The organism is Xanthomonas campestris pv. phormiicola, assembly GCA_025666215.1.
Lineage (GTDB): Bacteria > Pseudomonadota > Gammaproteobacteria > Xanthomonadales > Xanthomonadaceae > Xanthomonas_A > Xanthomonas_A campestris_A.
This window is the reverse complement of the sequence record CP102593.1, coordinates 3,017,312-3,042,473: the sequence shown is the minus strand read 5'-3', so window position 1 is coordinate 3,042,473 and position 25,162 is coordinate 3,017,312. Positions and strand designations below refer to the sequence as shown.

Below are 25,162 nucleotides of genomic sequence, written 5' to 3'. Positions count from 1 at the left end.
GCGGCAAGGCCGTGCGCACGGCGCTGCTTGCGGGCGATGCCGTGCGGCGCGCCCTGCTGTGCGCCGCGCGGCGCGGCGCTCCCGCAGCGGCTGCCGGCGCATGCGCACCTGCATGGGCGAAAACGCGAGAACCCGCCGCCGGGCGGGCTCCGCGTGGGGGCCGGGTGCCGTTCGCGGCCGGCGTTGCGCGGTTCAGCGCGGCAGATCGAACAGCAGGAATTCCGTGTCCTGCGCGTCGGCGAAGCGCAACTGCGGCTCATCGGCGATCTGCGCCGCGTCGCCGGCCTGCAGTGCCTGGCCGTTGACCGTCAGCGAACCACGGATGACCTGCACATAGGCGCCGCGCCCGTCGGCCAACGCGTAGTCCACGCGCTCGTCGCCGTCCAGGATCGCCGCATAGATGCGCGCATCCTGGTGGATCCGTACCGCGCCGTCCTCGCCCTGCGGGGCGGCGATCAGGCGCAGCTGGCCGCGCTTGGCTTCCGGCGCGAAGTGCTTCTCCTCGTAGCCGGGTTCGATCCCGGCGCGTTCCGGCAACAGCCAGATCTGCAGGAAATGCACCGGCTCGCTGGCGGAGTGGTTGAACTCGCTGTGGGTGACCCCGGAGCCGGCGCTCATGCGCTGCACGTCGCCATAGCGCAGCACCGAGCCGTTGCCCATGCTGTCCTTGTGCTCCAGCGCGCCGTCGAGCACGTAGGACAGGATCTCCATGTCGCGGTGCGCATGGGTGCCGAAGCCCTGGCCCGGTTGCACCCGGTCCTCGTTGATCACCCGCAGCGGCCCGAAGCCCATGTGGCGCGGGTCGTGGTAGTGGCCGAAGGAGAAGGTGTGGCGCGAGGACAGCCAGCCGTGCTCGGCGCGGCCACGGGTATCGCTGGTGCGGATCTGCAACATGGGAAGCTCCTGGTAGTGGCGATATGTGCAAGTGGATCGATAAGGCAGGGCGGTGGCGATATCTGATTGATTTCGTGGCCGCCTTGCGGTGAGGGAAAGTATCCGCACTGTCGCCGGGTTTGAAAAACGGATAGATTCGGCACCTATCATCGAAAAATTCGAATGCTCAAGATCAGCCTCGACGCGCTGCAGATCATCGACGCCATCGACCGCCGCGGTTCGTTCTCGGCCGCCGGCAAGGCGCTGTACAAGGTGCCGTCCACCATTTCCTACACGGTGGCCAAGCTGGAGGAGGACCTGGGCGTGCAATTGTTCGATCGCCTGGGTCCGAAGGTGGCGCTCACCGCGGCCGGGGCCGAGCTGTTGCGCGAGGGCCGCCACCTGCTGCGCGCGGCCGGGGACCTGGAACTCCGCGTGCGCCGCGTCGCGTCCGGCTGGGAGACCGAGTTCGCGCTGGCGCTGGACTCGGTATTCGCCCCGGACTGCCTGGCCGAGGACATCGCCGCGTTCTATGCGGTCGCCGACCAGACCCGGTTGCGGATCGTGCAGGAATCGCTGTCCGGCACCTGGGAGGCGCTGCTGGACCGGCGCGTGGACCTGCTGGTCGGCGCGGCCGGGGAGGGGCCCAGCGGCGGCGGCTATGTCGCCGAGGCGTTCGGCACGCTGTCGTTCGTGTTCGTGGTCGCGCCCACGCATCCGCTGGCGCAGGCGGCCGAGCCGCTCGGCCGCAGCCAGCTGGCCGAGCATCGCGCGATCGCGGTCGCCGATTCGGCACGGCGGCTGCTGCCGCGCACGGTCGGGCTGCTGTTCGGCCAGGATGCGCTGACCGTGCCGGACATGCGCAGCAAGTACCGGCTGCAGGTGGCCGGGCTGGGCTTCGGTTTCCTGCCCGAACCCTACGCGCGGGCGGCGCTGGCGCGCGGCGCGCTGCTGCGCAAGCAGGTCGAGGAGCCGAAGCCGGACGAGGTGTTCCAGTTGGCGTGGCGCAGCGGCGAGGAGGGTGCGGCGCTGGCCTGGTGGCGCGCGCGCATGCGCCAGCCCGGGGTGTTCGAGGCGTGGCTGGCGCGGCTGCAGGCGCGATTGGACTGAGTGTGGGCGGGTCTGTTCCGCTGGTGAGGCGGCATCGCGCGCGCCGGGCGGCGATGCCGGGAGGATAATGGCGCATCCCTTTCTCCCCCAGGCGCAGGCTCGGCCATGCAGGAACTGATCGCGCGTTACGGCCTGGGCCTGGTCTTCGTCAACGTGCTGGCGTTGTCGCTGGGCCTGCCGGTGCCGGCCCTGCCGACGTTGATCCTGGTCGGCGCGACCTATGCGCTGCTCGATGGCAGTGCGGTGTGGAGCAGCCTGCTGGCCGCGCTGTCGGTGTCGATCGTGGCCAGCCTGATCGGCGACCTGGTCTGGTTCGGCGCCGGCCGCCGCTATGGCAACCGCACGCTGCAGTCGCTGTGCCGCCTTTCGCTGTCGCGCGATACCTGCATGAAGCAGACCGAGCGCTTCTATACCCGCTGGGGCGTGCGCGTGCTGGCGGTGGCCAAGTTCGTGCCCGGCCTGTCGATGGTGTCGGTGCCGATGGCCGGGGCGATGCGGGTGCGGCCGGGCGCGTTCCTGCGCTACGACGCGCTGGGTGCGGCGCTGTGGGCCGGTTGCGGGCTGCTGCTGGGCCTGGCGTTCGCCGACCAGGTGCAGGACGTGCTGGACTGGCTGAGCCTGCTCGGCTCGCGCGCGGTGCTGCTGCTGGCGGGCGCGCTGGCGCTGTATATCGGCTATCGCGCGTGGCGCCGGCATGCGCTGCTGAAGTCGATGGAGACGCTGCGCATCGACGTCGACGAGCTGTATGCGTTGATGCAGGGCGAAGCCACGCCGGTGCTGCTGGACATCCGCGCGCCGGGGTATCGCGCGCTCGAGCCGTATGCGATTCCCGGGGCGATGGCGGTGGACGATCGCCGTATCGACGCCATCGTCGAGGCGTTGCCGCGCGATCGCAAGATCGTCATCTACTGTGCCTGCCCGAACGAGGTGTCGGCGGCGGTGCTGGCCACGCGCCTGCGCCAGCGCCACTACGAGGACGTGGTGCCGCTGCGCGGCGGACTGGATGCGTGGCGTGCGGCGGGCTATGCGGTGATCGAACTGGACGGCGGCGCGGCAGCGCAGGGGGCCGACATCGGCGGCAAGGTCGCCGCGTGAGGGCATGGCGCCGTCTGCGGCGCGCGCATGGCGAAGTGCAGGCAAAAAAAACGACAAGCGCAGGCTTGTCGTTTTTCATCTGACTGGTGCGCCCGGAGAGATTCGAACTCCCGACCGCCTGGTTCGTAGCCAGGTACTCTATCCAACTGAGCTACGGGCGCGTCGTCAGGCGCGGGATTATTCCCGAGTTCTGCCGATTCGTCTACAGCGGCGTGCGCCGATGCGTCATTGGGCGGCGCGACGATGCGCTCGCATGCCTGCAGATATCCAGGCGAACGCGCAAAAAAAAACGACAAACCGAGTTTGTCGTTTTTCAGCTGACTGGTGCGCCCGGAGAGATTCGAACTCCCGACCGCCTGGTTCGTAGCCAGGTACTCTATCCAACTGAGCTACGGGCGCGTCGTCAGGAGCGGAATTATTACCGAGTCCCACGGACCCGTCAATGCCCTTCGCGGAAAAAATTCAGTCTGCGCTGCCGAGCAGGGCCTGTGCCACCGCCGCCGGCCGTTTCATCCAGGCGAAATGGTCGGCGGCCGTGCCCAGCTGCGCCGCATCCAGCGAGCGCAGCTCGAGCGTGCGCGGCGCCAGTTTGCGCAGCAGGGCGCGCAGCGAGGTGGCCGGCGCCAGCCAGTCGTCCTGCAGCACTACGCCGCGCACCGGTGCGGTCACCTGCACCAGCAGCGCTTCCAGATCCGTGGCCATGCCGGCCGCCGCATAGCGATTGCTCAGGCCCACCCGCGCCCAGTCCGCGATCAGCGAGCGCGCCTCGGTCCCGCCGAAGCCGAGCCTGCGCCCGTGCAGCACGCCCTGGCGCTGCGCCAGCCACGGCAGGAAGCGGTACGCCAGCGGCAGCAGATAGCGACGCGGCGCGGCGAACTGGCGCCAGTACGGCGTGCCGCTGGCGACCAGCCACAGCTGGGCGAAGGCCTGCGCATGCAGGGCGGCGTAGCAGCAGGCGATTTGCCCGCCGAGGCTGTGGCCGCCGATGGTCAGCGGCAGCGCGCCGTGCTGCGCGATCGCCGCGTGGCTGGCCGGCAGATCCTCGCACAGCAGTTGCCGATAGCCCCAGTCCTGCGTGCGCGACGGGCGCAGCGTGCTGCTGCCGTTGCCGCGCCATTCGTGCAGGAACACGGCCACGTCCTGCGCCGCCAGCGCTTGGGCCAGCGGCAGGTAGTGGCGCGCGGCCACGCCGAGCGCGGGCAGCCACAGCAGCGCCTGCCGCGGCGCGGCAGGAATGCATGCCAGCAGCGTCCAGCGATGGCCGTCGCCGGCGACCGCCGGCAGCGCCTCGCTCGCCGGCGCATGCGTGCTCATGCGGTGCGCGCGGCGCCGAAGTGGTCCAGCACCACCACCTCGCTGCGGCCGGGTCGGTAGCCGCCCTGCAGCGCGCGGGCGACGTAGTCGATCGCCGCCTCGCAGGCCACCGGCAGCGCCAGTCCCTGGCACAGCTGTGCGGCGATCGCCGCGGCGAGGGTGCAGCCGGTGCCGTGCGCCTGCAAGTCCAGCCGCGCATGGCTGAATTCGCTGCGGCTGACCCCGTCGTCGTAGCGGTCGATCACCCGATGGCCTTCGGCCAGGTGGCCGCCCTTGAGCAGCACCGCCTGCGCGCCGGCCTCGAGCAGCGCGGCGGTGGCGCGCTCGGCATCGTCGGCGTTCTCGATCGCACGGCCCAGCAGCAGCTGCGCTTCCGGCGTGTTCGGGGTGACCAGGGTCGCCAGCGGCAGCAGGCGGCCGCGCAGCGCATCGAGCGCGTCGTCTTCGAGCAGCTTGGCGCCGCTGGTCGCGACCATCACCGGGTCCAGCACCACGAACGGCGGGCGGTGCTGTTCCAGCGCGTCGGCGACCAGATGGATCACCGCGGCGTTGGCGAGCATGCCGAGCTTGACCGCGCCGATGTCGAAGTCGGCGAAGCAGGCGTCGAGTTGCGCGCGCAGGAACGCCAGCGGCGGTACGTGCACGGCGCTGACCGCGCGGGTGTGCTGCGCGGTCAGCGCGGCGATCGCCGACAGCCCGTGCACGCGGTGCGCGGCGAAGGTCTTCAGGTCGGCCTGGATGCCGGCGCCGCCGCCCGAGTCGGTGCCGGCGATGCTCAGTGCGGAGACGACGGTGGGTTCGCTCATGCGCCGATTGTGCAGCGCCCGCCGCGGCTTGGCGACCGCGGGGTCAGCGCTGCTGGCGGCGGTAGTGGGCCTGCAGCGCGTAGACGGTGCCGACCAGGCCGGTCAGCAGCGCCGGCGCGAGCAGCGCATCGAAGCCGACATGGCGGTAGGCCCAGGCGCCGAGCACGCCGCCGCACAGGAAGCCGCCGATGATCAGCAGGCTGAGGCGGATGCGCCGCCGCGGCAGCGGCAGGCCGCGCAGGGCCTGGCCCAGGCCGATGCCCAGGTCGGTGAACATGCCGGTCAGGTGGGTGGTGCGCACCACCGCGCCGCTGTAGGTGGTGGTCATCGCGTTCTGCAGGCCGCAGGCGGTGGCGGCGAACAGGGCGCCAACGAGCTGTTGCTGCTTGAACGCCTGCATCGCCGCCAGCAGCAGCAATGCTTCCAAGGCAAGCGCCACGCCGTAGCGGCGGCCCAGGCGCAGCCGGCTGTCCCGCACCACGATGCCGCTGAGCACCGCGCCGCCGAGGAAGGCCAGCACCACGCCGAGCAGGTTGCCGATCACGCGCGCATCGCCATCGGCCAGCGCCGCGCCGAGCAGGGTGGTTGTGCCGGTCAGGTGGGTCACCGCCTGGTGTTCGAAGCCCAGATAGCCGACCACGTTGACCATGCCGGCGACGCAGGCCAGCGCGCCGGCGAACGCCCAGGCCCAGCGCGGCAACTCGAAGTTCATGCGCCGGTGCGGCGCCGCGGCGCGGCGCGCGACAGGCTGGGCGAGGGCTGGCGGCGCATGCGTCGCGGCCTACTTCGCGCCGTTGACGGCGATCTCGGAGAAGGTGCCGCTGTCCGGGTCGAACACCGCGCCCCAGAAGCCGCCGCCGCCGCCGCACACGCGCACCGCGTCGACGCTGGGATCCAGGTCGCTGTCGTCGTGCGGCTTGAACGCGTTGACGTAGATCGCCTGCTTGCCGCGGTAGAGGATGCCGACGTACTGGCGGTCGGCGCCGGCCGGGTCGGCGATGTCCGGCTGCAGTTGCGCCAGCCGCGTTTCCAGCTGTGCGATCTGCTCCACGCTCGGCACCCAATAGCCGCTCACCGCGCCGTCGTGGCGCGCCGGGCTGTCGCGCGAGCAGGTGTCGAGCACCTGCGCGGCGGTGCTGTTGCGGGTGACGATCCACGATTGCCCGGCCTTGATCGCGGTCGGCACGCTGGCCGGTCCGCGCGTGGTGGTGCACGCGCCGAGCAGGGCCAGGGCCAGCGCGGCGCCGCCGAGACGGCACGCGCCGGCGGCGTTCACAGGACCTCCGAGGCGTAGTCGGCCAGGCGCGAGCGCTCGCCGCGGCGCAGGGTGACGTGCGCGCTGTGCGGCCAGGCCTTGAACCGGTCCACCGCATAGGTCAGGCCCGAGGTGGTCTCGGTCAGGTACGGCGTGTCGATCTGCTCGACGTTGCCCAGGCACACGATCTTGGTGCCGGGGCCGGCGCGGGTGATCAGCGTCTTCATCTGCTTCGGGGTCAGGTTCTGCGCTTCGTCCAGGATCAGATAGCGCGACAGGAAGGTGCGCCCGCGCATGAAGTTCATCGAGCGGATCTTGATCCGGCTGGCGAGCAGGTCGTTGGTCGCCGCGCGGCCCCAGGCGCCGCCTTCCTGGTTGTGGGTCAGCACTTCCAGGTTGTCGGTCAGCGCGCCCATCCACGGCGTCATCTTCTCTTCCTCGGTGCCGGGCAGGAAGCCGATGTCCTCGCCGACGCTGACCGTGGCGCGGGTCATGATGATCTCGCGGTAGCGCTGCTGGTCCATGGTCTGCGCCAGGCCCGCCGCCAGCGCCAGCAGGGTCTTGCCGGTGCCGGCGGTGCCGAGCAGGGTGACGAAGTCGATCTCCGGGTCCATCAGCGCGTTGAGCGCGAAGTTCTGTTCGCGGTTGCGCGCGGCGATGCCCCACACCGCGTGCTGGCCGCTGCGGAAATCGTCGACCAGCGCCAGCGTCGCCTTGCGCTCGCCGCTGACCTTGACCACGCGCAGTTCCACTTCGTCGTCGCCGGGCAGGTACAGGTACTGGTTCGGATACCAGTCCTCGTCGTCGGCCAGCGCGATCTCGTAGCAGGTGCGGCCGCGGTCGCTCCAGCTGCGCAGGTCCTGGTTGTGCTTCTGCCAGAAATCCTCCGGCAGCTCGATCGCGCCGGTGTACAGCAGGCTGAAATCGTCGAGCGCGCGGTCGTTCTCGTAATCCTCGGCGATCAGGCCGCTGATCGCCGCCTTGATCCGCAGGTTGATGTCCTTGGACACCAGGATCACCGGCGTTTCCGGGCCTTCCTCGCGCAGCGCCAGCACCGCGGCCAGGATCTTGTTGTCCGGCGCCACGGTGCCGAAGCTGCGCCCGGGCTCGACCGGGCGGGTCTGGAAGTACAGCCGGCCGATGCTGCCGCTGCTCTTGAGCTGGATGCCCTGCGGATGGCTGAGCGGGATGCCCGACTCGATCTGCTCGGCGCCGGCGCCCTCGATCAGCTCGTTGAGGAAACGGCTGACCTGGCGCGCGTTGCGGCTGACTTCGGACATGCCCTTCTTGGCGTTGTCCAGCTCCTCGATCACCTGCATCGGCAGGAACACGTCGTGTTCCTCGAACTTGAACAGCGCGGTCGGGTCGTGCATCAGCACGTTGGTATCCAGCACGTAGATGCGCTTGCCTCGGGTCATCGTGGAATCCTGGGAAGGGAACAGGGAAAGACCATCACGGCCTGCGCAGGGCAGGGTGATGCGGCGTGCGGGAAACGCGAATGATCACTGCTGGGCGGCGGCCTGCAGTGCGTCGAACACGGCCTGGGCGTGGCCGGGAACCTTGACCTTGCGCCAGCTGCGCAGCAGCCGGCCCGAGGGCGAGATCAGGAAGGTGCTGCGCTCGATGCCGAGCACCTGGCGGCCGTACATGTTCTTTTCCTTGATCACGTCGAACGCGCGGCACAGGGCCTCGTCGGCGTCGCTGACCAGCGGGAAGCGGAAGCCCTGCTTGGCGCAGAAATTGTCGTGCGACTTCAGCGAATCGCGCGACACGCCGAGCACGGCGGCGTTGGCCTGCTCGAACTGCGGCAGCAGCGCGTTGAAGTCGATGCCCTCGGTGGTGCAGCCGGGGGTGCTGTCCTTCGGATAGAAATACAGCACCAGCCAGCGGCCGGCGTAATCGCCGAGCGTGGCGCTGGCGCCGCCGGACAACGCCAGCGGCAATGCCAGCGTGGTGCGGTCCAGGGTGTCGCCGTCCTTCATGGGGTGTCCTCCGCGTGCATCGCCATCATCTGCGTTCGAATGCATCGATGTCCAGCGCGGCTCAGAACTTCATCGGGTCCATGATCGCGTCCAGGTTCAGGTGGTCGCAGAACTCGAGGAAGTCGTCGCGCAGCGCGGCGATGTGCATGTTCGCCGGCACCCCGATCGTCACCTGCGCCGAGAACATCTCCGCGCCGGTCTGCATCGCGCGGTAGCGGGTGCTCTGCAGGTTCTCGATGGTGATGCCCTGGCGGTCGAAGAAGTCCGCCAGCTGGAACAGGATGCCCGGCTTGTCGGCGGCGATGACCTCGACGATGTAGGGCAGCAGGTTGGACTGCGCCTGCTTGGCGCCGGTGCGGTACCACACCAGCTTCATGCCTTCCTCGCGGTCGAGCCGGGTCAGCATGGCTTCGAGCTTGGCGACCGAGTCCCACGAGCCGGTCGCCAGCGCGGTCACCGACACGTCGCGGCCGACCGTGGCCAGGCGCGCATCGACGAGATTGCAGCCGCTGTCGGCGATACGGCGCGTCACCGGCAACAGCGGCGACTCCGGATGCGTCGTGTAGGCGTTGATCAGGAGGTGGTTTTCGGTCGGCGCGGGCCGGGGCGTGGTGTCTGTCAAAGGGGCTTCCGGCATTGCGTAGGATTGCGTAAGGCTGAACGGCGTCCGGGCGGTCGCTCGGCGCAGTATGCAGCATACTTGCCCGCGCTTTCGGGCCGCAAGTAACATGCGGGACGAATCCCGTCCGTGCGGGCCGCACGCGGCCCTCTCCAATCACAGCGAGCATCACGCATCTTGTCCCTCTCCGGCATCATCACCGCCCTGGCCACGCCCTTCCAGGGCAATGGCGACCTCGACCTCGACGCCTGGCAGCGGCTGCTCAAACGGCAGCTGGACGGCGGCGTGCAGGGCGTGGTGGTGGCGGGATCGACCGGCGAGGCGGCCACGCTGCTGGACGAGGAGTACGACCTGATCCTGCGCGAAGCGGCGCAGGCGATCGGCGGGCGCGTGCCGCTGCTGGCCGGGACCGGCCTGTCCGGTACCGCCAAGACCGTCGCGCTGACCCGCCGCGCCGCCGCCAACGGCGCCCAGTACGCGCTGGTGGTGACGCCGCCGTACGTGCGCCCGACCCAGGCCGGGCTGCTCGCGCATTACCTGCAGGTGGCCGAGCACGGCGGCCTGCCGGTGGTGCTGTACAACGTGCCCGGGCGCACCGGCTGCGACCTGCTGCCGGAGACGGTGGCGCAGCTGGCGCAGCATCCGAACATCGTCGGCATCAAGGAAGCCAGCAGCGATCCGCAGCGCATCGCCGCACTGCTGGCGCTGCGCGGCGACGGCTTCGCCGTGCTCAGCGGCGACGACGGCAGCGCCGCGCAGGCCATGCTCGGCGGCTACGACGGGCTGATCTCGGTCGCGTCCAACGCCTTGCCGGCCGCCTACCGCCGCCTGTGCGACCTGGCGCGTGCGCGCCAGGCCGAGCCGGCGCAGGCCTGGGACGCGCGCCTGCAGCCGTTCCACGCGTTCTGCGGCATCGAATCCAACCCGATCCCGGTCAAGGCGCTGCTGCAGCGCGCCGGTATCGGCCAGGGGCTGCGGCTGCCGCTGCTGCCGCTGTCCGCGGCGCACCACGCCACGGCCGACCGTCTCGCCACCGACGCAGCCGCGTTGGAAGAACTATCCAGCCGCGAAACGCTCGCGGCCTGACCCTCAGGAGATTTATCGATGCGTGCTTCCGTTCCCTACGTCCGCGTGCTGTCGGCCGCCGTGCTGGCGACCACCATGGTCGCGGCCACCAGCGGTTGCAGCTGGTTCCACAAGGGCAAGCCGCGTGGCGACTATGCGCTGGCCCCCGAAATGCGTCCGCTGGAAGTGCCGCCGGACCTGACCGCGCCGGACACCTCGGCGGCGATGAAGGTGCCGGCGCTGGCCTCGGCCACGCAGCGCCCCGGCGCCAGCAGCGCGCCGGGCCAGGCCCCGGCGGCGTCGAACAGCGGCTTCGTGGTGCCGGGTGCGCGCGACCAGGTGTTCGGCCAGGTCGGCGACGCGCTGGGCGGCATCGAGGGCGTCACCATCGCCAGCCGTGCGCAGGTGCTGGGTTCCTACGACGTGAGCTACGAGGGCGGCAACTTCCTGATCCGCGTGGTCGCGGTGGATGCCGGGGTGTACGTGTCGGCGGTCGATCCGCGCGGCCTGCCAGCCAGCGGCGAGGCGCCGGTCAAGCTGATCGCGGCGCTGAAGGCCAAGCTCGGCCATTGAGCCGGCGTTGCCGGCCGGCGTTCGCGCCGGCCGTTGCGACGGATGGAGACGGGCGCCGCAGGGCGCCCGTTTCGTTTTTGGGGCGAGCAGCAGGAGCCGCGGAGGCATCTGCTGGCGCCGGCTGGGTCGATTGTGGGAGCGACTTCAGTCGCTCCCACACCGGGTCCGCGACTGAAAATTTATCGCTCGAAACGCTTCAACTTCGGTGGCGACAGGCGGTAAGACCCGTTTGGTATCGGCTTCGCGATTTGGCCGCGCGGTCAGCGGCGACGCGTCGGATGCGTTACTTCAGCAGCAGCGGCAGCTTGTTCGGCTTGCCGTCCCAGTCGGCGGCGTCGGGCAGCGGTTCCTGGCGCGTGGTCAGTACCGGCCAGGCCTTGGCCAGTTCCGCGTTGAGCGCGACGAAGCCTTCCTGGCCGGCCGGCACGTCGTCCTCGGGGTAGATCGCATTGGCCGGGCACTCCGGCTCGCACAGGGTGCAGTCGATGCACTCGTCCGGATCGATCACCAGGAAATTGGGGCCGGCGTGGAAACAATCCACGGGACACACTTCCACGCAGTCGGTGTATTTGCACTTGATGCAGTTTTCGGTGACGACAAAAGGCATGGTTCGATCCGGCGGTTAAGCGCGCAATTCTAAAGCAGTCGGCGCCGGCGCGTGGAGAATGCGCGCAGACGCTGCCGGCGCGGATCCCACCGCGCCGCGGCCGGCCTTGCGGCAGGCCCGCGCGCGGTGACTGGGCGTGCCGGGATCAGTTGCCGATGCCGCCGCGGCGTTGCGCCAGGCGGTACAGGCCGCGTGCGGCGAGGTCTTCCGGGTGGCTGTGGACCGCGCTGCCCAGCGCGCGCAGCGCGTGCGCGTAGCGGTTCAGCAGGCCGCTGCCGCCGATCAGGTGCACGTTCGGCGCCAGCGGCAGGCGCGCGCGCAGTTCGTGGCCGATCAGCAGGCCGGACAGGTAGGACGGCGCGGCCGCCGCGCTCAGCCGCTCGAACAGGCCCAGGCTGCGCACGCCGAACAGGTGGTGCAGCAGGCCGCCGGGCTCGCCGCTGCGCTGCAGGCCGGCGTCGAAGCCGGCGCCGTCGAACTGCGCATCGTCGGCATCCATCAGGCGCGCCAGCAGGCTGTGCTGGCGCAGCAGCGCGTACAGCTCGCCGGTCATCATCGTCGCCAGGGCGGCGATGCGGCCGTGTTCCAGATCGACCCATTTGCTGTGGGTGCCGGGCAGGCACACGCTGTGGCGGGCTGCGCCCTGCGCGTCCTGCGCGAGGACGTCGAGCAGCCCGATCAGTTGGGTCTCCTCGCCGCGCATCACGTCCGGCACCGCCTCGGCGCCGCTGGCCACGCCGGGCACGAACCACAGCGTGCGCCCGGGCAGGGCCGGATCCTGCAGCGGCTGCATCGCCGCGGCCAGCGCGTCGGCGTCGGCCGGGCAGGGCGCGTAAGGCAGTTCGATCCAGCCGTTGCGGCTGCCGATCATGCCGCACAGCACCACGTCGCCGGGCCAGCCCTCGATCAGCGCCGCCAGGGTCGCGGCGAAGCGGCCCTGGCAGGCGCCGATGCCCTGGTCGCTGCGGCGCTGCTCGAGGACGCGGCCGTCGGCGGCGAGCCGGTAGCCGCGCAGGCTGCTGGTGCCCCAATCGATGGCGATCATGCGCTGGCGATGCGTCCTTCGGGCAGGCCGGCGATGCCGACCGCGGCGACGAACACGCCGCCGGCCTGCGGGGTGCGCGCCAGTTCGTCGGCGGCGTGGTCCATCCGCGAGGTGCTCAGGTACAGCGTGCGGCCGTCGGCGCCGCCCAGGGCGGGACAGGTGGGATGCTTGACCGGCAGCGCGACGCTGCGTTCGACGCTGCCGTCGGGCCGGTAGCGGACCACGCGCCAGGCGCGCCATTGCGCGTTCCACAGGTGGCCTTCGGCATCGACGATGGCGCCGTCGGGTTCGGCGCCGGGGTGATCGAGTTCGGCGAACACGCGGCTGTTGCCGGTCTGCGCGTTGGCGGCGTCGTAGTCGCAGCACAGGATCTGCGGGCGCACCGAGTCGCAGTAGTACAGGGTGCGGCCGTCGGCGCTGAAGCAGATCGCGTTGGGGATCGCCACGCCGGGCAGCGGCAGGCGGCGCAGGCCGTGGCGCGCGGACCACTGGTAGAAGCTGCCGACCGGCGCCTGGTCGGCGCGTTCGCTCATGGTGCCGAACACGAAGTTGCCGTGGCGGTCGGCGCGGCCGTCGTTGGCGCGGGTGTCGTCGCGCTCCGGCTCCAGGTCGGCGAGCTTGTGCAGCGGCAGTTCGGTCGCCTCGGCAGGACTGGCGCCGGGATCGGCGGCGTACACGCCCTTGGCCAGCGCCAGCAGCAGGCGGCCGTCGTCGAACAGGCCCAGGCAGCCGGGACGGTCGGGCAGGCTCCAGTGGCGGGTGGCGCCGCTGGCCGGGTCGTGCCGCCACAGCCGGCGTCCGTCGATGTCGACCCAGAACAGCACTTGCCGGCGTTCGCACCAGACCACGCCTTCGCCGTGGCTGCAGCGGCTGTCCACCGCCAGCGTGGCGGTGTGTGCGGGCGAGGGCGCAGCGCGCATGGACTCACTCACCATTCGGCGATGCTGCCGTCGGCGTGGCGCCAGACCGGGTTGTGCCAGTCGGGCGGATTTTCGTTGGCATGGCGCAGGCGCTCCTCGTCGATTTCCACGCCGAGCCCGGGCTTGGGCAATGCGGCGATGCTGCCGCTATCGTCGCACGCGAAGTCTTCCTTGTTGATCACGTAGTCGAGCAGGTCGGCGCCTTCGTTGTAGTGGATGCCGATGCTCTGTTCCTGCAGCACTGCGTTGTGCGAGACGAAATCCACCTGCAGGCAGGCGGCCAGCGCGACCGGGCCGAGCGGGCAGTGCGGGGCCAGGCCGACGTCGTAGGCGTCGGCCATGCTGGCGATCTTCAGGCATTCGGTGATGCCGCCGGCATGCGACAGGTCCGGCTGCAGCAGCGACAGGCCGCCGGCCTGCAGCACCGGCTTGAAGTCGAAGCGCGAGAACATGCGTTCGCCGGCCGCCAGCGGGATCGGCGTGGAGGCGGCCAGGCGCGGATAGTATTCGGCCAGTTCCGGCAGCACCGGTTCCTCGACGAACAGCGGCTTGAACGGCTCCAGTTCGCGCAGCAGCACGCGCGCCATCGGCGCGGCGACGCGGCCGTGGAAATCGATGCCGAAGTCGATGCTGGTGCCGAACGCCTCGCGGATCTGCGCGACCTTGGCCAGCGCCGCATCCACCGCGCGCGGCCCGTCGATCAGCTTCATCTCCTCGGTGCCGTTGAACTTGAAGGTGTCGAAACCCAGCTCGCGGTAGCCCTGGATCTGCGCGATGGTCGCCGACGGGCGGTCGCCGCCGACCCAGCGGTAGGTCTTCATGCGGTCGCGCACCAGCCCGCCGAGCAGTTCGTACACCGGCACGCCCAGCGCCTTGCCCTTGATGTCCCACAACGCCTGGTCGATGCCGGCGATGGCGCTCATCAGGATCGGCCCGCCGCGGTAGAAGCCGCTGCGGTACAGCAGCTGCCACAGGTCGTTGATGCGCGACGGATCCTTGCCGATCAGATAGCCGCTCAACTCGTGCACCGCGGCGTCGACGCTGCGCGCGCGGCCCTCGATCACCGGTTCGCCCCAGCCGGTGATGCCTTCGTCGGTTTCGATCTTCAGGAACAGCCAGCGCGGCGCGGCGTGGTAGGTGGTGAGGCGAACGATCTTCATGCGTGGTCCAAGTAGGCTTGGCGGAAGGCGGCGGCCTGCGCCCGGGTCTGCGCGAGCGCCTGGCCGGGCCGGTACAGTTCGCCGCCGATGCCGGCGCCGATCGCGCCGGCGGCCAGGTAGTCGCGCAGGGTGTCGGTGCTGACCCCGCCGACCACGAACAGCGGCAGCGTCGGCGGCAGCACCGCGCGCAACGCGCGCAGGTGGCCGGGGCCGTAGCTGGCGGCCGGGAACAGCTTGAGCATCTGCGCGCCGGCGTCGAGCGCGTCGAACGCTTCGGTGGCGGTGGCGAAGCCGGCCACCACCTGCAGGCCGCGCGCGACCGCGTGGCGGATCACCGGCGGCCGCGTGTTCGGGGTGACGATGAAGCGCGCGCCGAGATCGGCGAGGACATCGACGTCGGCGATCTTCAGCACGGTGCCGCCGCCGATCCAGCAACGCTGGCCGAACGCCTGCACGGCCGCGCCGATGCTGTCGGCCCAGCGCGGCGAGTTGAGCGGGATCTCGATCGCGTCGTAGCCGGCCTCGGCCAGCGCGCCGACATGGTCCAGCGCGTCGTCGGGGGTGAGGCCGCGCAGGATCGCGATCAGGGGAAACTGGAACGGGGAGACGGCGGACATCGGCTTACCTGGCAACGGGCATGGAGCGAAAGGCGTCCACTGCGACGTCGTCATCGCGCGGCCGCAAGGGCGCGCAGGTGAGCGACCGTCCCGTTGGCGACGAACGGGCGGACGCCATCGACCGGTGCGCTGGCGGATCGTCCTGCTCATCTACGCTGGCGCGGTGCGCCGGCGCCTTCACGAGGCGGGTGTGGCGGTGGGACGGCGTCGCGGCCGGAGTCGCGACTGGCCGATAGCCTGCGCGCGTGAAGATATGCTCGGCAAATGAAATTTTAGACATATCCTATTCCGGTGGTGAATACGCATCTTCTCGCTCTGGACGCTTTCCGCTCATGACCGCTACCGCCAATCCCTGGTTCAACGCCGCCCGCCTCAAGACCCGGCATCTGTTGTTGCTGCTGCAGCTGCACGAGCACCGCTCGGTGCTGCGCGCGGCCGAGGCGGCGAGCATGACCCAGCCGGCGGCCTCCAAGCTGCTGGCGGAAATGGAGGACCTGCTCGGGGTCAAGCTGTTCGAGCGGCATGCGCGCGGGGTGGAGCCGACCTGGTACGGGCAGGTGCTGATCCGCCGCGCGCGTTCGGCGATGTCGGAGATCGGCCGCGCGCAGGAGGAGATCGCCGCGCTGCGCGAGGGGCGCATGGGCCAGGTCTCGATCGGCACCGTGGTCAATCCGGGCACCAACCTGGTGCCGCAGGCGATCGCCGAGGTCAAGCGCGAGTTCCCCGGCATCCTGGTGCGGGTGGAGATGGACTACAGCCGGCCGCTGGTGGCCAAGCTGCTGGACGGCCAGCTCGACATCGTCATCGGTCGCATCCTCGGCCCGTACGGCGGCGACGAACTGGAGTTCGAGCCGCTGGCCGACGAGCCGCATTCGGTGGTGGCGCGCGCCGGGCATCCGCTGTCGGCGCGCACCGACCTGCGCCATGCCGACCTGGCGCGCTATGGCTGGGTGCTGCCGCCGGTGGACAGCGTGCTGCGCGCGCGGCTGGACGCGATGTTCATGGAGCACGGCGTGCCGACCCCGCAGAACGTCATCGAGACCTCGTCGCTGCCGGTGATGACCAGCCTGCTGCGCGGCAGCGACCTGCTGGCGGCGCTGCCGGCCGACGCGGTGGCGCCGTACGTGCAGGCCAAGCTGCTGACCGTGCTGCCGATCGCGCTGGGGGTGCGGATGGAGTCGTTCGGCATCATCCGCCGCCGCGACTACATGCTGCCGCCGGGCGCCGAACGCATCCTGCTGGCGTTGCGCAACGCGGCCAAGCGCCTGTATCCGGAACGTGCGCCGGGCTGAACAGCGGCGTGCGCTGGCGTTCGCCTGGCCGGGCCGGGCAGGGCCGGCGGCGAGCGGTGCATGCCGGGGCATGTCGGCACATGCCGGCACGGGGCCGGTGTCGCTGCCTGCTAGCACGGGCACTTGCGCGGCGCGGCGGCCGGTCGCGCAGGCGCCACTGCGCACGCGATCTGCTAGTCGAAAAAAACATAGCTTGGCGTGAATATTTCATTTGATTAACACGAAATTCACTTCTAGGCTCAGCCGATCGTGACCGATGCCGCGCCGCGTCGTCCCTAATATGACGCGCGCCGCCACGCCAGCGATACGGCAGCGGGCCATGGCGCGCCGCCGTCACAATCAGCAGGGCGGCGCTTAACGCGCGACCGCCACCCGTGTGTGTGCATGTCTCCTGGGAGGGAAGCATCATGTCATCGCGTCACTACCGTGGTCCGGCCTCGCCGACCGCAGCGGTTCGTAGTCCCTGCGTTTTGCGTCGCTCGGCCATGGCGCTGAGCATCGGCCTGCTGCTGAGCGCGCAGGCGCTGGCACAGGACGCCGACGACGCCACCAAGAAGAAGAGCACCGACCCGGTGACCCAGCTCGAGGCGATCGAGGTCAAGGGCGTGCGCGCCAGCCTGATCAAGTCGCAGACGATCAAGCACGATGCCGAGCAGATCGTCGATTCGGTCAGTGCCGAAGACATCGGCGCGCTGCCCGACCGCAGCGTCACCGAGACCCTGCAGCGGGTCAGCGGCGTGACCATCGACCATTTCATGGCGCGCAACGACCCCGACCATTTCTCCGCCGAAGGCAGTGGCGTGATGATCCGCGGCATGACCCAGGTGCGCGGCGAACTCAACGGCCGCGACAGCTTCAGCGCCGCCAGCGGCCGTGGACTCAGCTTCGAGGACGTGCCGGCCGAACTGATGGCCGGCGTGGACGTGTACAAGAATCCTTCGGCCGAGATCATCGAAGGCGGCCTCGGCGGCACGGTCAACCTGCGCACGCGCATGCCGTTCGACCAGCCCGGCCGGGTGATCGGCTTCACCGCCGACGAGAACTACGGCGACTTCAGCAAGACCTACAAGCCGTCCGGCTCGTTCCTGTTCAGCGATCGCTGGCAGACCGGCGTCGGCGAGATGGGCCTGATGCTGGACGTGGCCTACTCGGAGCTGGCGACCCGCAGCGACGGCATCCAGGTGGAGCCGTTCGTGCGCCGCACCGATGCGGCGCTGCTGGCCGGCACCGATTTCGACAAGGTCTACGTGCCCGGCGGCGTCAACTGGCGGCAGCTGGACTTCGAGCGCAAGCGCAAGGGCGTGGCCGGGGCGTTCCAGTGGCGGCCCAGCGACGACACCGAACTGTACGTGCAGTACATGCGTTCCACCTACGACATGAACTGGCAGGAGCGCGCGGCGTTCTTCAACGACGACACCAACGCGATCAGCCCCGCCCCCGGCACCACCTTCACCTACGACGCCGACGGCCGTTTCGTCAGCGGCTCGCCGGTGTCCAGTTCCTGGCGCGGCAACGTCACCGGCAACGACGGCGTGCGCTTCTACACCGACAACCGCTACGCGCAGCAGAGCACCACCACCTCCGACCTGTCCGGCGGCTTCACCCACAAGCTCACCGGCAACCTCACCGTGCGCGGCGACATGCAGCTGGTGCAGTCGGAAAGCGATTCGCTGGACTTCACCCTGTTCAGTTCGGTCTACCTGCCGGGCCTGACCTTCGACCTGAGTGGCAAGTACCCGTCGGTGTCGATCGCCGACACCAGATATACCTCCGACCCCTCCAATTACTTCTGGAGCGCGGCGATGGACCACCTGGCGAAGAACCGCGGCCGCGAGCTGGCCACGCGCTTCGACCTGGAATACACCTACGACGACAATCCGTGGCTGCGCACCTTCCGCGCCGGTATCCGCGGCACCTCGCGTACCCAGACCAACAAGAACTCCGGCTACAACTGGGGCGTGATCAGCGACAACTGGGCGACGATTCCCGGGACCAGCACCGGCCTGGCCGACCTGGCCAGCTACATGACCTCGTCCTCGCAGCTGTATTCGTACTCCAACCTGTTCCGCGGCAAGATCAGCGTGCCCAACAGCCTGTACTTCCCGAGCAACAGCGCGGTCAAGGACTATGCCGGCACTTCGAAGCTGATCGAGCAGATCGTGGCGTTGCGCGGCTGGGGCTGGGCGCCGGACGAGTATCAGTTGCAGGACACCAACCGCCAGTTCGAGCGCACCCAGGCCGCCTACGCGGTGCTGTACTTCGGCAACGACGACGCACTGGGCGTGCCGGTGGACGGCAATGTCGGCGTGCGCATCGTGCAGACCAAGACCGAGGCCACCGGCTACGGCCAGTTCCCCGACCTGTCGGCCACCGCCGCCTCCGATGCGCTCAAGGCGCAGTACACCGGGCAGTTCTTCGCCAACAACGCGCAGGGCAGCTACACCAACGTGCTGCCGAGCTTCAACATGCGCTTCAAGTTCTCCGATGCGCTGCAGTGGCGCATCGCCGCGTCCAAGGCGATGGCGCGGCCGGACTACACCCAGCTGCAGCCGTACCTGCTGCTGGCGGCCACCACCGAGGAGGACGGCACCGTGTCCAAGTGGACCGGCACCGCAGGCAATCCGAACCTCAAGCCGATGAAGGCCGACCAGTACGACACCGCGCTGGAATGGTATTTCGATACCAGCGACATGATGTATCTGACCCTGTTCTACAAGAGCGTCAAGGACTACTTCTCCACCCAGACCACCACCGAGACCTATGGCGGCCAGGACTGGCTGGTGACGCGTCCGTACAACATGGCCAAGGGCCGCATCCGCGGCTTCGAATACGGCTACACGCAGTTCTTCGACTCGTGGCCGGGCTGGTTGAGCGGTTTCGGCGTCAATGCCAACTTCACCTTCGTGGACAGCAGCGGCGGCGTCAATTCCGCGACCGATCCCTACACCCAGACCACCGTCACCGGCGTGAGCCTGCCGCTGGAAGGCCTGTCGCGGCGCAGCTACAACCTCGCCGGCATCTACGAGAAGGGGCCGTTGTCGGTGCGCCTGGCCTACAACTGGCGTTCGCGCTACCTGCTGACCGCCAGCGACGTGGCGACCAAGCTGCCGACCTGGGCGGACGACTACGGCCAGCTCGACGCCTCGGTGTTCTATCGCTTCACCCCGCACCTGCAGCTCGGTATCCAGGCCAACAACCTCACCGACACGGTGACCAAGGTGCTGATGGGTCCGACGTCCTACGCCGACGGCGAGGTCGACAACCACCTGTATACGCGCAGCTGGTTCGTCAACGACCGCCGCTATTCGCTGGTGCTGCGCGCCAACTGGTAAGCGGCATCCGGCAAGGCGATGTCCTCGGCCCGCATGCGCGACGCATGCGGGCTTTTTTATCGCGCTGCGGGGGCGCAGGCGTTGCGCCGACACGGGAGACGCCTGCGCGACGGGGGGGTATGCGTCTGTTTATAGGTGGACTGGCTTTTCGTATGTGGAAAAACATATAGCTAACTGTGAATATTTCATTGGATGACATGGTGAGTGCGACCTACTCTCACGCCAGAGTCGTGATCGCCTTCGATCGCGTGCGCGCCGCGGCAGCCCCGCTCGCGTCCGACTTGCGGCCAGCACCCCATTTCGACGGGTGCGGCCGGACAACTTAGAAACGGCGACGTCGCCCTGGGCGCGATCGCCGAATCGTTTGCACATGTGTCCTGGGAGGGAAGCACCATGTCAACGCCCCATAGCCATTGTCCGCCTGCGCGGACTTTGGCACTCCGTTCTATCCGTTCGATTTCCGACCGCGGCGTGCGCCGCTCCGCCATCGCCCTGGCCGTCGCCGCGCTGGTCGCCGCCTCCGCCGCGCAGGCCCAGCAAGCCGAGCAGGCCCCGCCTGCGCAGGCCGACGATGCCACCACCCAGCTGGATACCGTGCAGGTGAGCGGCACCCGCAGCAGCGTGACCAAGGCGCAGCTGGTCAAGCAGAATTCCGAGCAGCTGGTCGATTCGATCGTGGCCGAGGACATCGGCAAGCTGCCCGACAACAACGTCGCCGAGGCGCTGCAGCGCATCTCCGGCGTGCAGATCGCGCGCAACTACGGCGAGGGCAGCAGCATCGCGATCCGCGGCCTGACCCAGGTCCGCACCGAGCTCAACGGCCGCGACATCTTCACCGCCAACGACGGCCGTGGGCTGAGCTTCGAGGACGTGTCGGCCGAACTGCTGGCCGGCGTCAACGTCTACAAGAATCCGTCCGCCGACATGATCGAAGGCGGCCTGGGCGGCACCGTCGACCTGCGCACGCGGCTGCCGTTCGACTACGACGGGCGCAAGATCGCCGGCAGCGTGCAGTACAACCACTACGACCTGGCCGACGACAGCAAGCCGGCGTTCTCGGGCATGTACAGCGACCGCTGGCAGACCGGCATCGGCGAGATCGGCCTGCTGGTGAACTACTCGCAGCAGACCAGCCCGTTCCGCCAGGACACCATCTCCATCGAGCCGTGGTACACGCAGACCGATCTGCCGGGCTACGAAGGCCAGGCCATCTCGGTGCCGCACGGCGCCGGCACCAACACCACGGTCGGCGAGCGCAAGCGCAAGACCGGCGCGTTCGCGCTGCAGTGGCGGCCGAACGACGATGTCGAGGTCACCGCGCAGGTGCTGCGCTCGGACTACGACTTCCGCTGGCACGACTATTCGTTCTTCGCCTACACCGGGCAGAACCCGATGCAGGGCTACGACGACATCGTGGTCAACGACCGCAACGAGTTCGTCAGCGGCACCTTCCAGAACACCCCGGCCGATTCCAACACCAGCCTGACCGAACGGCATTCGGTGACCACCGACTATTCGCTGGGCGCCAGGTGGACGGTGTCGCCGAACCTGAGCCTGAGCACCGATTTCCAGTACATCGATGCCACCACCAAGGGCACGCGCTACATCCTCGGCACCGGCATGACCACCACGCCGCTGTACACCGTCGACTTCCGCGGCGACCTGCCGCGCCTGTCGGTGAGCGATGCCGCCGGCAACCCGGGGTATCTGGCCGACCAGGCCAACTACAGCGGCTGGAAGTTCCACCTGGACAACAAGGACGACAACAAGGCGACCGAGTTCGCCTGGCGCAGCGACATGGACCTGGCGTTCGACGACAGTTTCGCGCGCAGCTTCAAGGCCGGCGTGCGCTACACCGATCGCGACGCGCAGAACAAGGGCAACGTGTGGCGCTACATGGCGCTGGATGCGCCGTTCTCGCAGTATCCCGACGCGCAGCTGATGCAGAATCCGATCACCGATTTCTTCCGCGGCGATTCGCAGACGTTCGGCCCCAGGCTGACGCCTTCCGACGCGCTGGTCGACGACTACGCGGAAGCGTTGAAGGTATTCGGCGCCTCGCCGCTGACCTTCGCGCCGAACAACATCAACGGCCAGGGCGAGAAGACCTACGCCGCCTACGGCGTGCTGCGCTTCGGCGTGGACAGCGGCGCGATTCCGTTCGACGGCAACATCGGCCTGCGCATCGTGCGCACCAAGGTCGATTCGCAGGGCGTGCGCACCGGCACCGATGCCGAGGGCGGCGGCCTGCTGCCGGTGGACGTGCAGCAGACCTACACCGACGTGCTGCCGAGCCTGAACCTGCGCTGGATGCTCACCGACACGCTGCAGTGGCGCTTCGCCGCCTCGCGCGGCATCTCGCGTCCGGACCTCAACGAGCTCAACCCCAACCTGAGCCTGGGCACCGCCACCGGCAGCGACGGCACCACCCGCCGCACCGGTTCGGCCGGCAATCCGGACCTGCGGCCGATGAAGGCCGACCAGTTCGATACCGCGCTGGAGTGGTACTTCGGCAAGGGGTCGATGATGTACGGCACGGTGTTCTACAAGAAGGTCGACGGCTTCATCGCCGATGCCGTGTTCGAGGAAGTCTACGGCGGCCAGACCTGGGAAATCACCCGCCCGGTCAACGGCAAGGACGGCAGGATCAAGGGCGCGGAACTGGGCTACACCCAGTTCTTCGACTTCCTGCCCGGCTGGCTGAGCGGCTTCGGCCTGCAGGCCAACTACACCTACGTGGACAGCGAGGCGCCGAGCCCGACCGCCACCGACACCAACGGCCAGGCGCTGACGGTGCCGCTGCAGGGGCTGTCCAAGAACAGCTACAACCTGATCCTCAGCTACGAGATGTCGCGCTTGCAGGCGCGGGTGGCCTACAACTGGCGCAGCGACTGGCTGGTGACCACGGCCGGCAACGGCACCGGCAATCTGCCGGTGTACAACAAGGGCTTCGGCCAGCTGGACGCGTCGGTGCGCTACAACATCGACGACGTGTGGTCGGTGTCGGTGGACGGGGTCAATCTGCTGGATACCCGCAACGAGAGCTACCTGGGCGTGGAATCGCGTTACCGCGACTTCGTCATCAACGACCGTCGTTACGGCCTGACCCTGCGCGCCAGCTTCTGAGCATGGCGCAGTCGCTCCGCTCCGGCGCGCGTGGCGTGGCCGGAGCGGGAGTTTCCCTGCCGATGGCATGGCCGTCGGTTGCAATCGGAGTAGGGCGCACGATGCGGCAACACCGCTTGCCAGAACCCGACGCACTGCCCGGCAGGTCGCAGCATGCCGCGCGGTCGCGTTCGGCCTGGCTGGCGCTGCTGCTGGCCTTGCTGTGCAGCGCGGTTCCGGCACTCGCGGCGCCGGCCGTGTCTTACCAGTTCCGCAGCGTCGCCATCGGCGGCGGCGGGTTCGTCAGCGGCCTGCTGTTCCATCCGGCGCAACCGGGCCTGCTGTATGCGCGCACCGACGTCGGCGGCGCCTACCGCTGGGACCCCGCGTCCACGCACTGGGTCGCGTTGACCGACTGGCTCGGGGCGGCCGACCAGAACCTGATGGGGATCGATGCGTTCGCGATCGACCCGCACGATCCGCAGGCGCTGTACCTGGCGGCGGGCACCTATCTGCACGCGCGTGCCGGCAATGCGGCGATCCTGTGCTCGCACGACCAGGGGCGCCGCTTCGTGCGCACCGATCTGCCGTTCAAGCTGGGCGGCAACGAACTGGGCCGCGGCAACGGCGAGCGGCTCGCGGTCGATCCCAACGACGGCCGCGTGTTGCTGCTCGGCTCGCGCGATGCCGGCCTGTGGCGCAGCGACGACCGCGGCGCGCACTGGCAGCGGGTGGCGTCGTTTCCGGCAGTGGCCACGGGGCGGTCGGCCAGCGCGGTGAACCATGGCGGACAGCGCCAGCAGGTGGGCATCGCCTTCGTGCTGTTCGACCCGGCCAGCGCCGCCGCCGGTGGCGCGTCGCAGCGGATCTACGTCGGCGTGTCCACCCAGGCGCAGAGCCTGTTCGTGTCCGCCGACGGCGGGCGCAGCTGGCAGCCGGTGCAGGGACAGCCCACCGGGCTGCGTCCCAGCCACGTGGTGCGGTCCAGTACCGGCATCTACTACCTCAGCTACGGCGACCAACCGGGCCCGGACCTGATGGCCAACGGCGCGGTCTGGAAATACGAACCGGCCGCGGCACGCTGGACCGACATCACCCCGCTGCCGCAGCCGCGCAGCGGGCCGGGCTTCGGCTGGGGCGCGGTGGCGGTGGACCCGCGCCAGCCGGACACGCTGATCGCCAGCACCTTCCGCCGCTACCAGCCGGGCGACGACATCTACCGCAGCACCGATGGCGGACGCAGCTGGGCGCCGCTGTTCCCGCGCTCGCGCTTCGCGCACGACGCCGCGCCGTGGACCGCGCAGGCGCGCCCGCACTGGATGGCGTCGCTGGCGATCGATCCGTTCGACAGCGATCGCGCGCTGTTCGTCACCGGCTACGGCATCTGGGCCTCGCGCAACCTGCGCGCGTTCGATGCCGCCGATGGCGTGGTGCAGTGGTGGTTCGCCGACGCCGGGCTGGAGGAAACGGTGCCGCTGGACCTGCTCAGCCCGGCGCAGGGCGCGCATTTGCTGAGTGCGCTCGGCGACATCGATGGCTTCCGCCACGACAGCCTGGAGCGTGCGCAATCGCAGTTCCCAGGGCCGCGGCTGACCAACGGCGAGAGCATCGATGCCGCCGGCCAGGCGCCGCAGCGGGTGGTGCGCAGCGGCACGTTGCGCGAGCGCCACAACGGCGAGGTGCGTGCGGCATGGTCGCGCGATGGCGGCACGAACTGGAGCGCCTTCGCCAGCGAGCCGCCGCTGGGCGAGGGCGCCGGGCACATCGCGATCAACGCCGACGGCAGCCGGGTGATCTGGTCGCCGCGCAACGGCGGCAGCGCCTGGGCCAGCGACGATTGGGGCCGGCAGTGGCAGCGTGTGGAAGGTTCCTCGGGCAGCTTGCTGATCGAGGCCGACCGGGTCGATGCGCGGCGTTGGTACGCCGTGGATGCATCCAGCGGCCGTTTCTACCTCAGCGAGGACGGCGGCCGCCGTTTCCGCGACAGCGGCGTCGATGTCGGCGTGCCGGCAGGCGCCGAGCGCACCCGCCCGCAGCTGCGCCCGGATCCGCTGCGCGCCGGCGTGGTCTACCTGGCCAGTCCCAGTCATGGGGTGATGCGTTGGCAGGACGGCAGGCTGCACGTGTTGTCGAAGGTGCAGGAAGCGCGCTCGCTGGGCCTGGGCCGCGCGCCACGCGAGGGTGCGCCGCCGATGCTGTTCCTGGCCGGCACCGTGGATGGCGTCAGCGGGCTGTTCCGCTCCGGGGACGAAGGCCGCCGCTGGCAGCGCATCGACGACGACGCGCACCGCTTCGGCCGTCCCTACGCGGTCACCGGCGATCCGCGCGTGGTCGGCCGCGTCTATTTCGCCACCGGCGGCCGAGGCATCTTCTATGGCGATGCACCGTAATC

General features: G+C 69.6%; 21 protein-coding genes and 2 tRNA genes. 8 read left to right on the top strand and 15 right to left on the bottom strand.

Annotated elements, in window-relative coordinates; all coding sequences use genetic code 11:
* Positions 1–192: 192 nt before the first annotated feature.
* Complete coding sequence (locus NRY95_12560; GenBank protein ID UYC14579.1) at positions 193–894, bottom strand: pirin family protein; 702 nt, start codon at positions 892–894, stop codon at positions 193–195.
* Between the two features lie 162 nt (positions 895–1,056).
* Between NRY95_12560 and NRY95_12555 the strand changes: the two genes are divergently transcribed.
* Positions 1,057–1,983 carry a LysR substrate-binding domain-containing protein gene (locus NRY95_12555; GenBank protein UYC14578.1) on the top strand — a complete coding sequence of 309 codons (927 nt, stop codon included), beginning with the start codon at positions 1,057–1,059 and terminating at the stop codon, positions 1,981–1,983.
* A gap of 105 nt (positions 1,984–2,088) precedes the next feature.
* Positions 2,089–3,078, top strand: a complete 990-nt coding sequence (locus tag NRY95_12550; GenBank protein UYC14577.1) for a DedA family protein/thiosulfate sulfurtransferase GlpE — start codon at positions 2,089–2,091, stop codon at positions 3,076–3,078.
* Positions 3,079–3,162: 84 nt separating this feature from the next.
* Here the strand turns inward: NRY95_12550 and NRY95_12545 are convergent.
* The 9 genes from NRY95_12545 to NRY95_12505 form a co-directional block, all read right to left on the bottom strand.
* A tRNA-Arg gene (locus NRY95_12545) sits at positions 3,163–3,239 on the bottom strand.
* 161 nt (positions 3,240–3,400) lie between these two features.
* Positions 3,401–3,477 (bottom strand) — tRNA-Arg (locus NRY95_12540).
* Positions 3,478–3,540: 63 nt separating this feature from the next.
* The gene (locus NRY95_12535; GenBank protein UYC14576.1) at positions 3,541–4,392 is read right to left on the bottom strand and encodes an alpha/beta fold hydrolase; all 852 of its coding nucleotides are present in this window, start codon (positions 4,390–4,392) and stop codon (positions 3,541–3,543) included.
* Positions 4,389–5,198, bottom strand: a complete 810-nt coding sequence (gene thiD / locus NRY95_12530; GenBank protein UYC14575.1) for a bifunctional hydroxymethylpyrimidine kinase/phosphomethylpyrimidine kinase — start codon at positions 5,196–5,198, stop codon at positions 4,389–4,391. The genes NRY95_12535 and thiD overlap by 4 nt, the downstream gene beginning before the upstream one ends.
* Before the next feature lie 43 nt (positions 5,199–5,241).
* Positions 5,242–5,910 carry a DUF1275 domain-containing protein gene (locus NRY95_12525; protein UYC14574.1) on the bottom strand — a complete coding sequence of 223 codons (669 nt, stop codon included), beginning with the start codon at positions 5,908–5,910 and terminating at the stop codon, positions 5,242–5,244.
* A 69-nt stretch (positions 5,911–5,979) separates the two neighbouring features.
* Entirely contained in the window at positions 5,980–6,474 is a 495-nt protein-coding gene (locus NRY95_12520; protein ID UYC14573.1) for a hypothetical protein, read from the bottom strand.
* A complete protein-coding gene (locus NRY95_12515; GenBank protein UYC14572.1) occupies positions 6,471–7,871 on the bottom strand; it encodes a PhoH family protein in 1,401 nt (466 codons plus the stop codon). The genes NRY95_12520 and NRY95_12515 overlap by 4 nt, the downstream gene beginning before the upstream one ends.
* An 84-nt stretch (positions 7,872–7,955) precedes the next feature.
* Complete coding sequence (locus NRY95_12510) at positions 7,956–8,435, bottom strand: peroxiredoxin (GenBank protein ID UYC14571.1); 480 nt, start codon at positions 8,433–8,435, stop codon at positions 7,956–7,958.
* 61 nt (positions 8,436–8,496) lie between these two features.
* Positions 8,497–9,072: a glycine cleavage system protein R gene (locus NRY95_12505; protein UYC14570.1), complete on the bottom strand. Its 576-nt coding sequence runs from the start codon at positions 9,070–9,072 to the stop codon at positions 8,497–8,499.
* A gap of 159 nt (positions 9,073–9,231) precedes the next feature.
* Here NRY95_12505 and dapA point away from each other — a divergent pair, with 159 nt between their 5' ends.
* Positions 9,232–10,140, top strand: a complete 909-nt coding sequence (dapA, locus tag NRY95_12500; protein ID UYC14569.1) for a 4-hydroxy-tetrahydrodipicolinate synthase — start codon at positions 9,232–9,234, stop codon at positions 10,138–10,140.
* An 18-nt stretch (positions 10,141–10,158) separates the two neighbouring features.
* Positions 10,159–10,692: a hypothetical protein gene (locus tag NRY95_12495; GenBank protein ID UYC14568.1), complete on the top strand. Its 534-nt coding sequence runs from the start codon at positions 10,159–10,161 to the stop codon at positions 10,690–10,692.
* A 283-nt stretch (positions 10,693–10,975) separates the two neighbouring features.
* Here the strand turns inward: NRY95_12495 and NRY95_12490 are convergent, their stop codons facing one another.
* The 5 genes from NRY95_12490 to NRY95_12470 form a co-directional block, all read right to left on the bottom strand.
* The gene (locus tag NRY95_12490; GenBank protein ID UYC14567.1) at positions 10,976–11,299 is read right to left on the bottom strand and encodes a ferredoxin family protein; all 324 of its coding nucleotides are present in this window, start codon (positions 11,297–11,299) and stop codon (positions 10,976–10,978) included.
* Between the two features lie 145 nt (positions 11,300–11,444).
* Positions 11,445–12,344: a 2-dehydro-3-deoxygalactonokinase gene (locus tag NRY95_12485; protein UYC14566.1), complete on the bottom strand. Its 900-nt coding sequence runs from the start codon at positions 12,342–12,344 to the stop codon at positions 11,445–11,447.
* Positions 12,341–13,264: an SMP-30/gluconolactonase/LRE family protein gene (locus NRY95_12480; protein UYC14565.1), complete on the bottom strand. Its 924-nt coding sequence runs from the start codon at positions 13,262–13,264 to the stop codon at positions 12,341–12,343. The genes NRY95_12485 and NRY95_12480 overlap by 4 nt, the downstream gene beginning before the upstream one ends.
* Positions 13,265–13,272: 8 nt before the next feature.
* Positions 13,273–14,424 carry a galactonate dehydratase gene (gene dgoD / locus NRY95_12475; protein UYC14564.1) on the bottom strand — a complete coding sequence of 384 codons (1,152 nt, stop codon included), beginning with the start codon at positions 14,422–14,424 and terminating at the stop codon, positions 13,273–13,275.
* A complete protein-coding gene (locus NRY95_12470) occupies positions 14,421–15,041 on the bottom strand; it encodes a 2-dehydro-3-deoxy-6-phosphogalactonate aldolase (protein ID UYC14563.1) in 621 nt (206 codons plus the stop codon). Before NRY95_12470 ends, dgoD begins: the two co-directional genes overlap by 4 nt.
* Before the next feature lie 332 nt (positions 15,042–15,373).
* Between NRY95_12470 and NRY95_12465 the strand changes: the two genes are divergently transcribed.
* From NRY95_12465 to NRY95_12450, 4 genes are all read left to right on the top strand, one after another.
* Positions 15,374–16,333: a LysR substrate-binding domain-containing protein gene (locus NRY95_12465; GenBank protein UYC14562.1), complete on the top strand. Its 960-nt coding sequence runs from the start codon at positions 15,374–15,376 to the stop codon at positions 16,331–16,333.
* Between the two features lie 485 nt (positions 16,334–16,818).
* Positions 16,819–19,665 carry a TonB-dependent receptor gene (locus tag NRY95_12460; GenBank protein UYC14561.1) on the top strand — a complete coding sequence of 949 codons (2,847 nt, stop codon included), beginning with the start codon at positions 16,819–16,821 and terminating at the stop codon, positions 19,663–19,665.
* Between the two features lie 393 nt (positions 19,666–20,058).
* Positions 20,059–22,791 (top strand): TonB-dependent receptor, encoded by a 2,733-nt coding sequence (locus NRY95_12455; GenBank protein UYC14560.1) that lies wholly within the window; start codon positions 20,059–20,061, stop codon positions 22,789–22,791.
* Between the two features lie 62 nt (positions 22,792–22,853).
* Entirely contained in the window at positions 22,854–25,160 is a 2,307-nt protein-coding gene (locus NRY95_12450; GenBank protein UYC18580.1) for a cellulase, read from the top strand.
* The last annotated feature ends 2 nt before the right edge of the window (positions 25,161–25,162 follow it).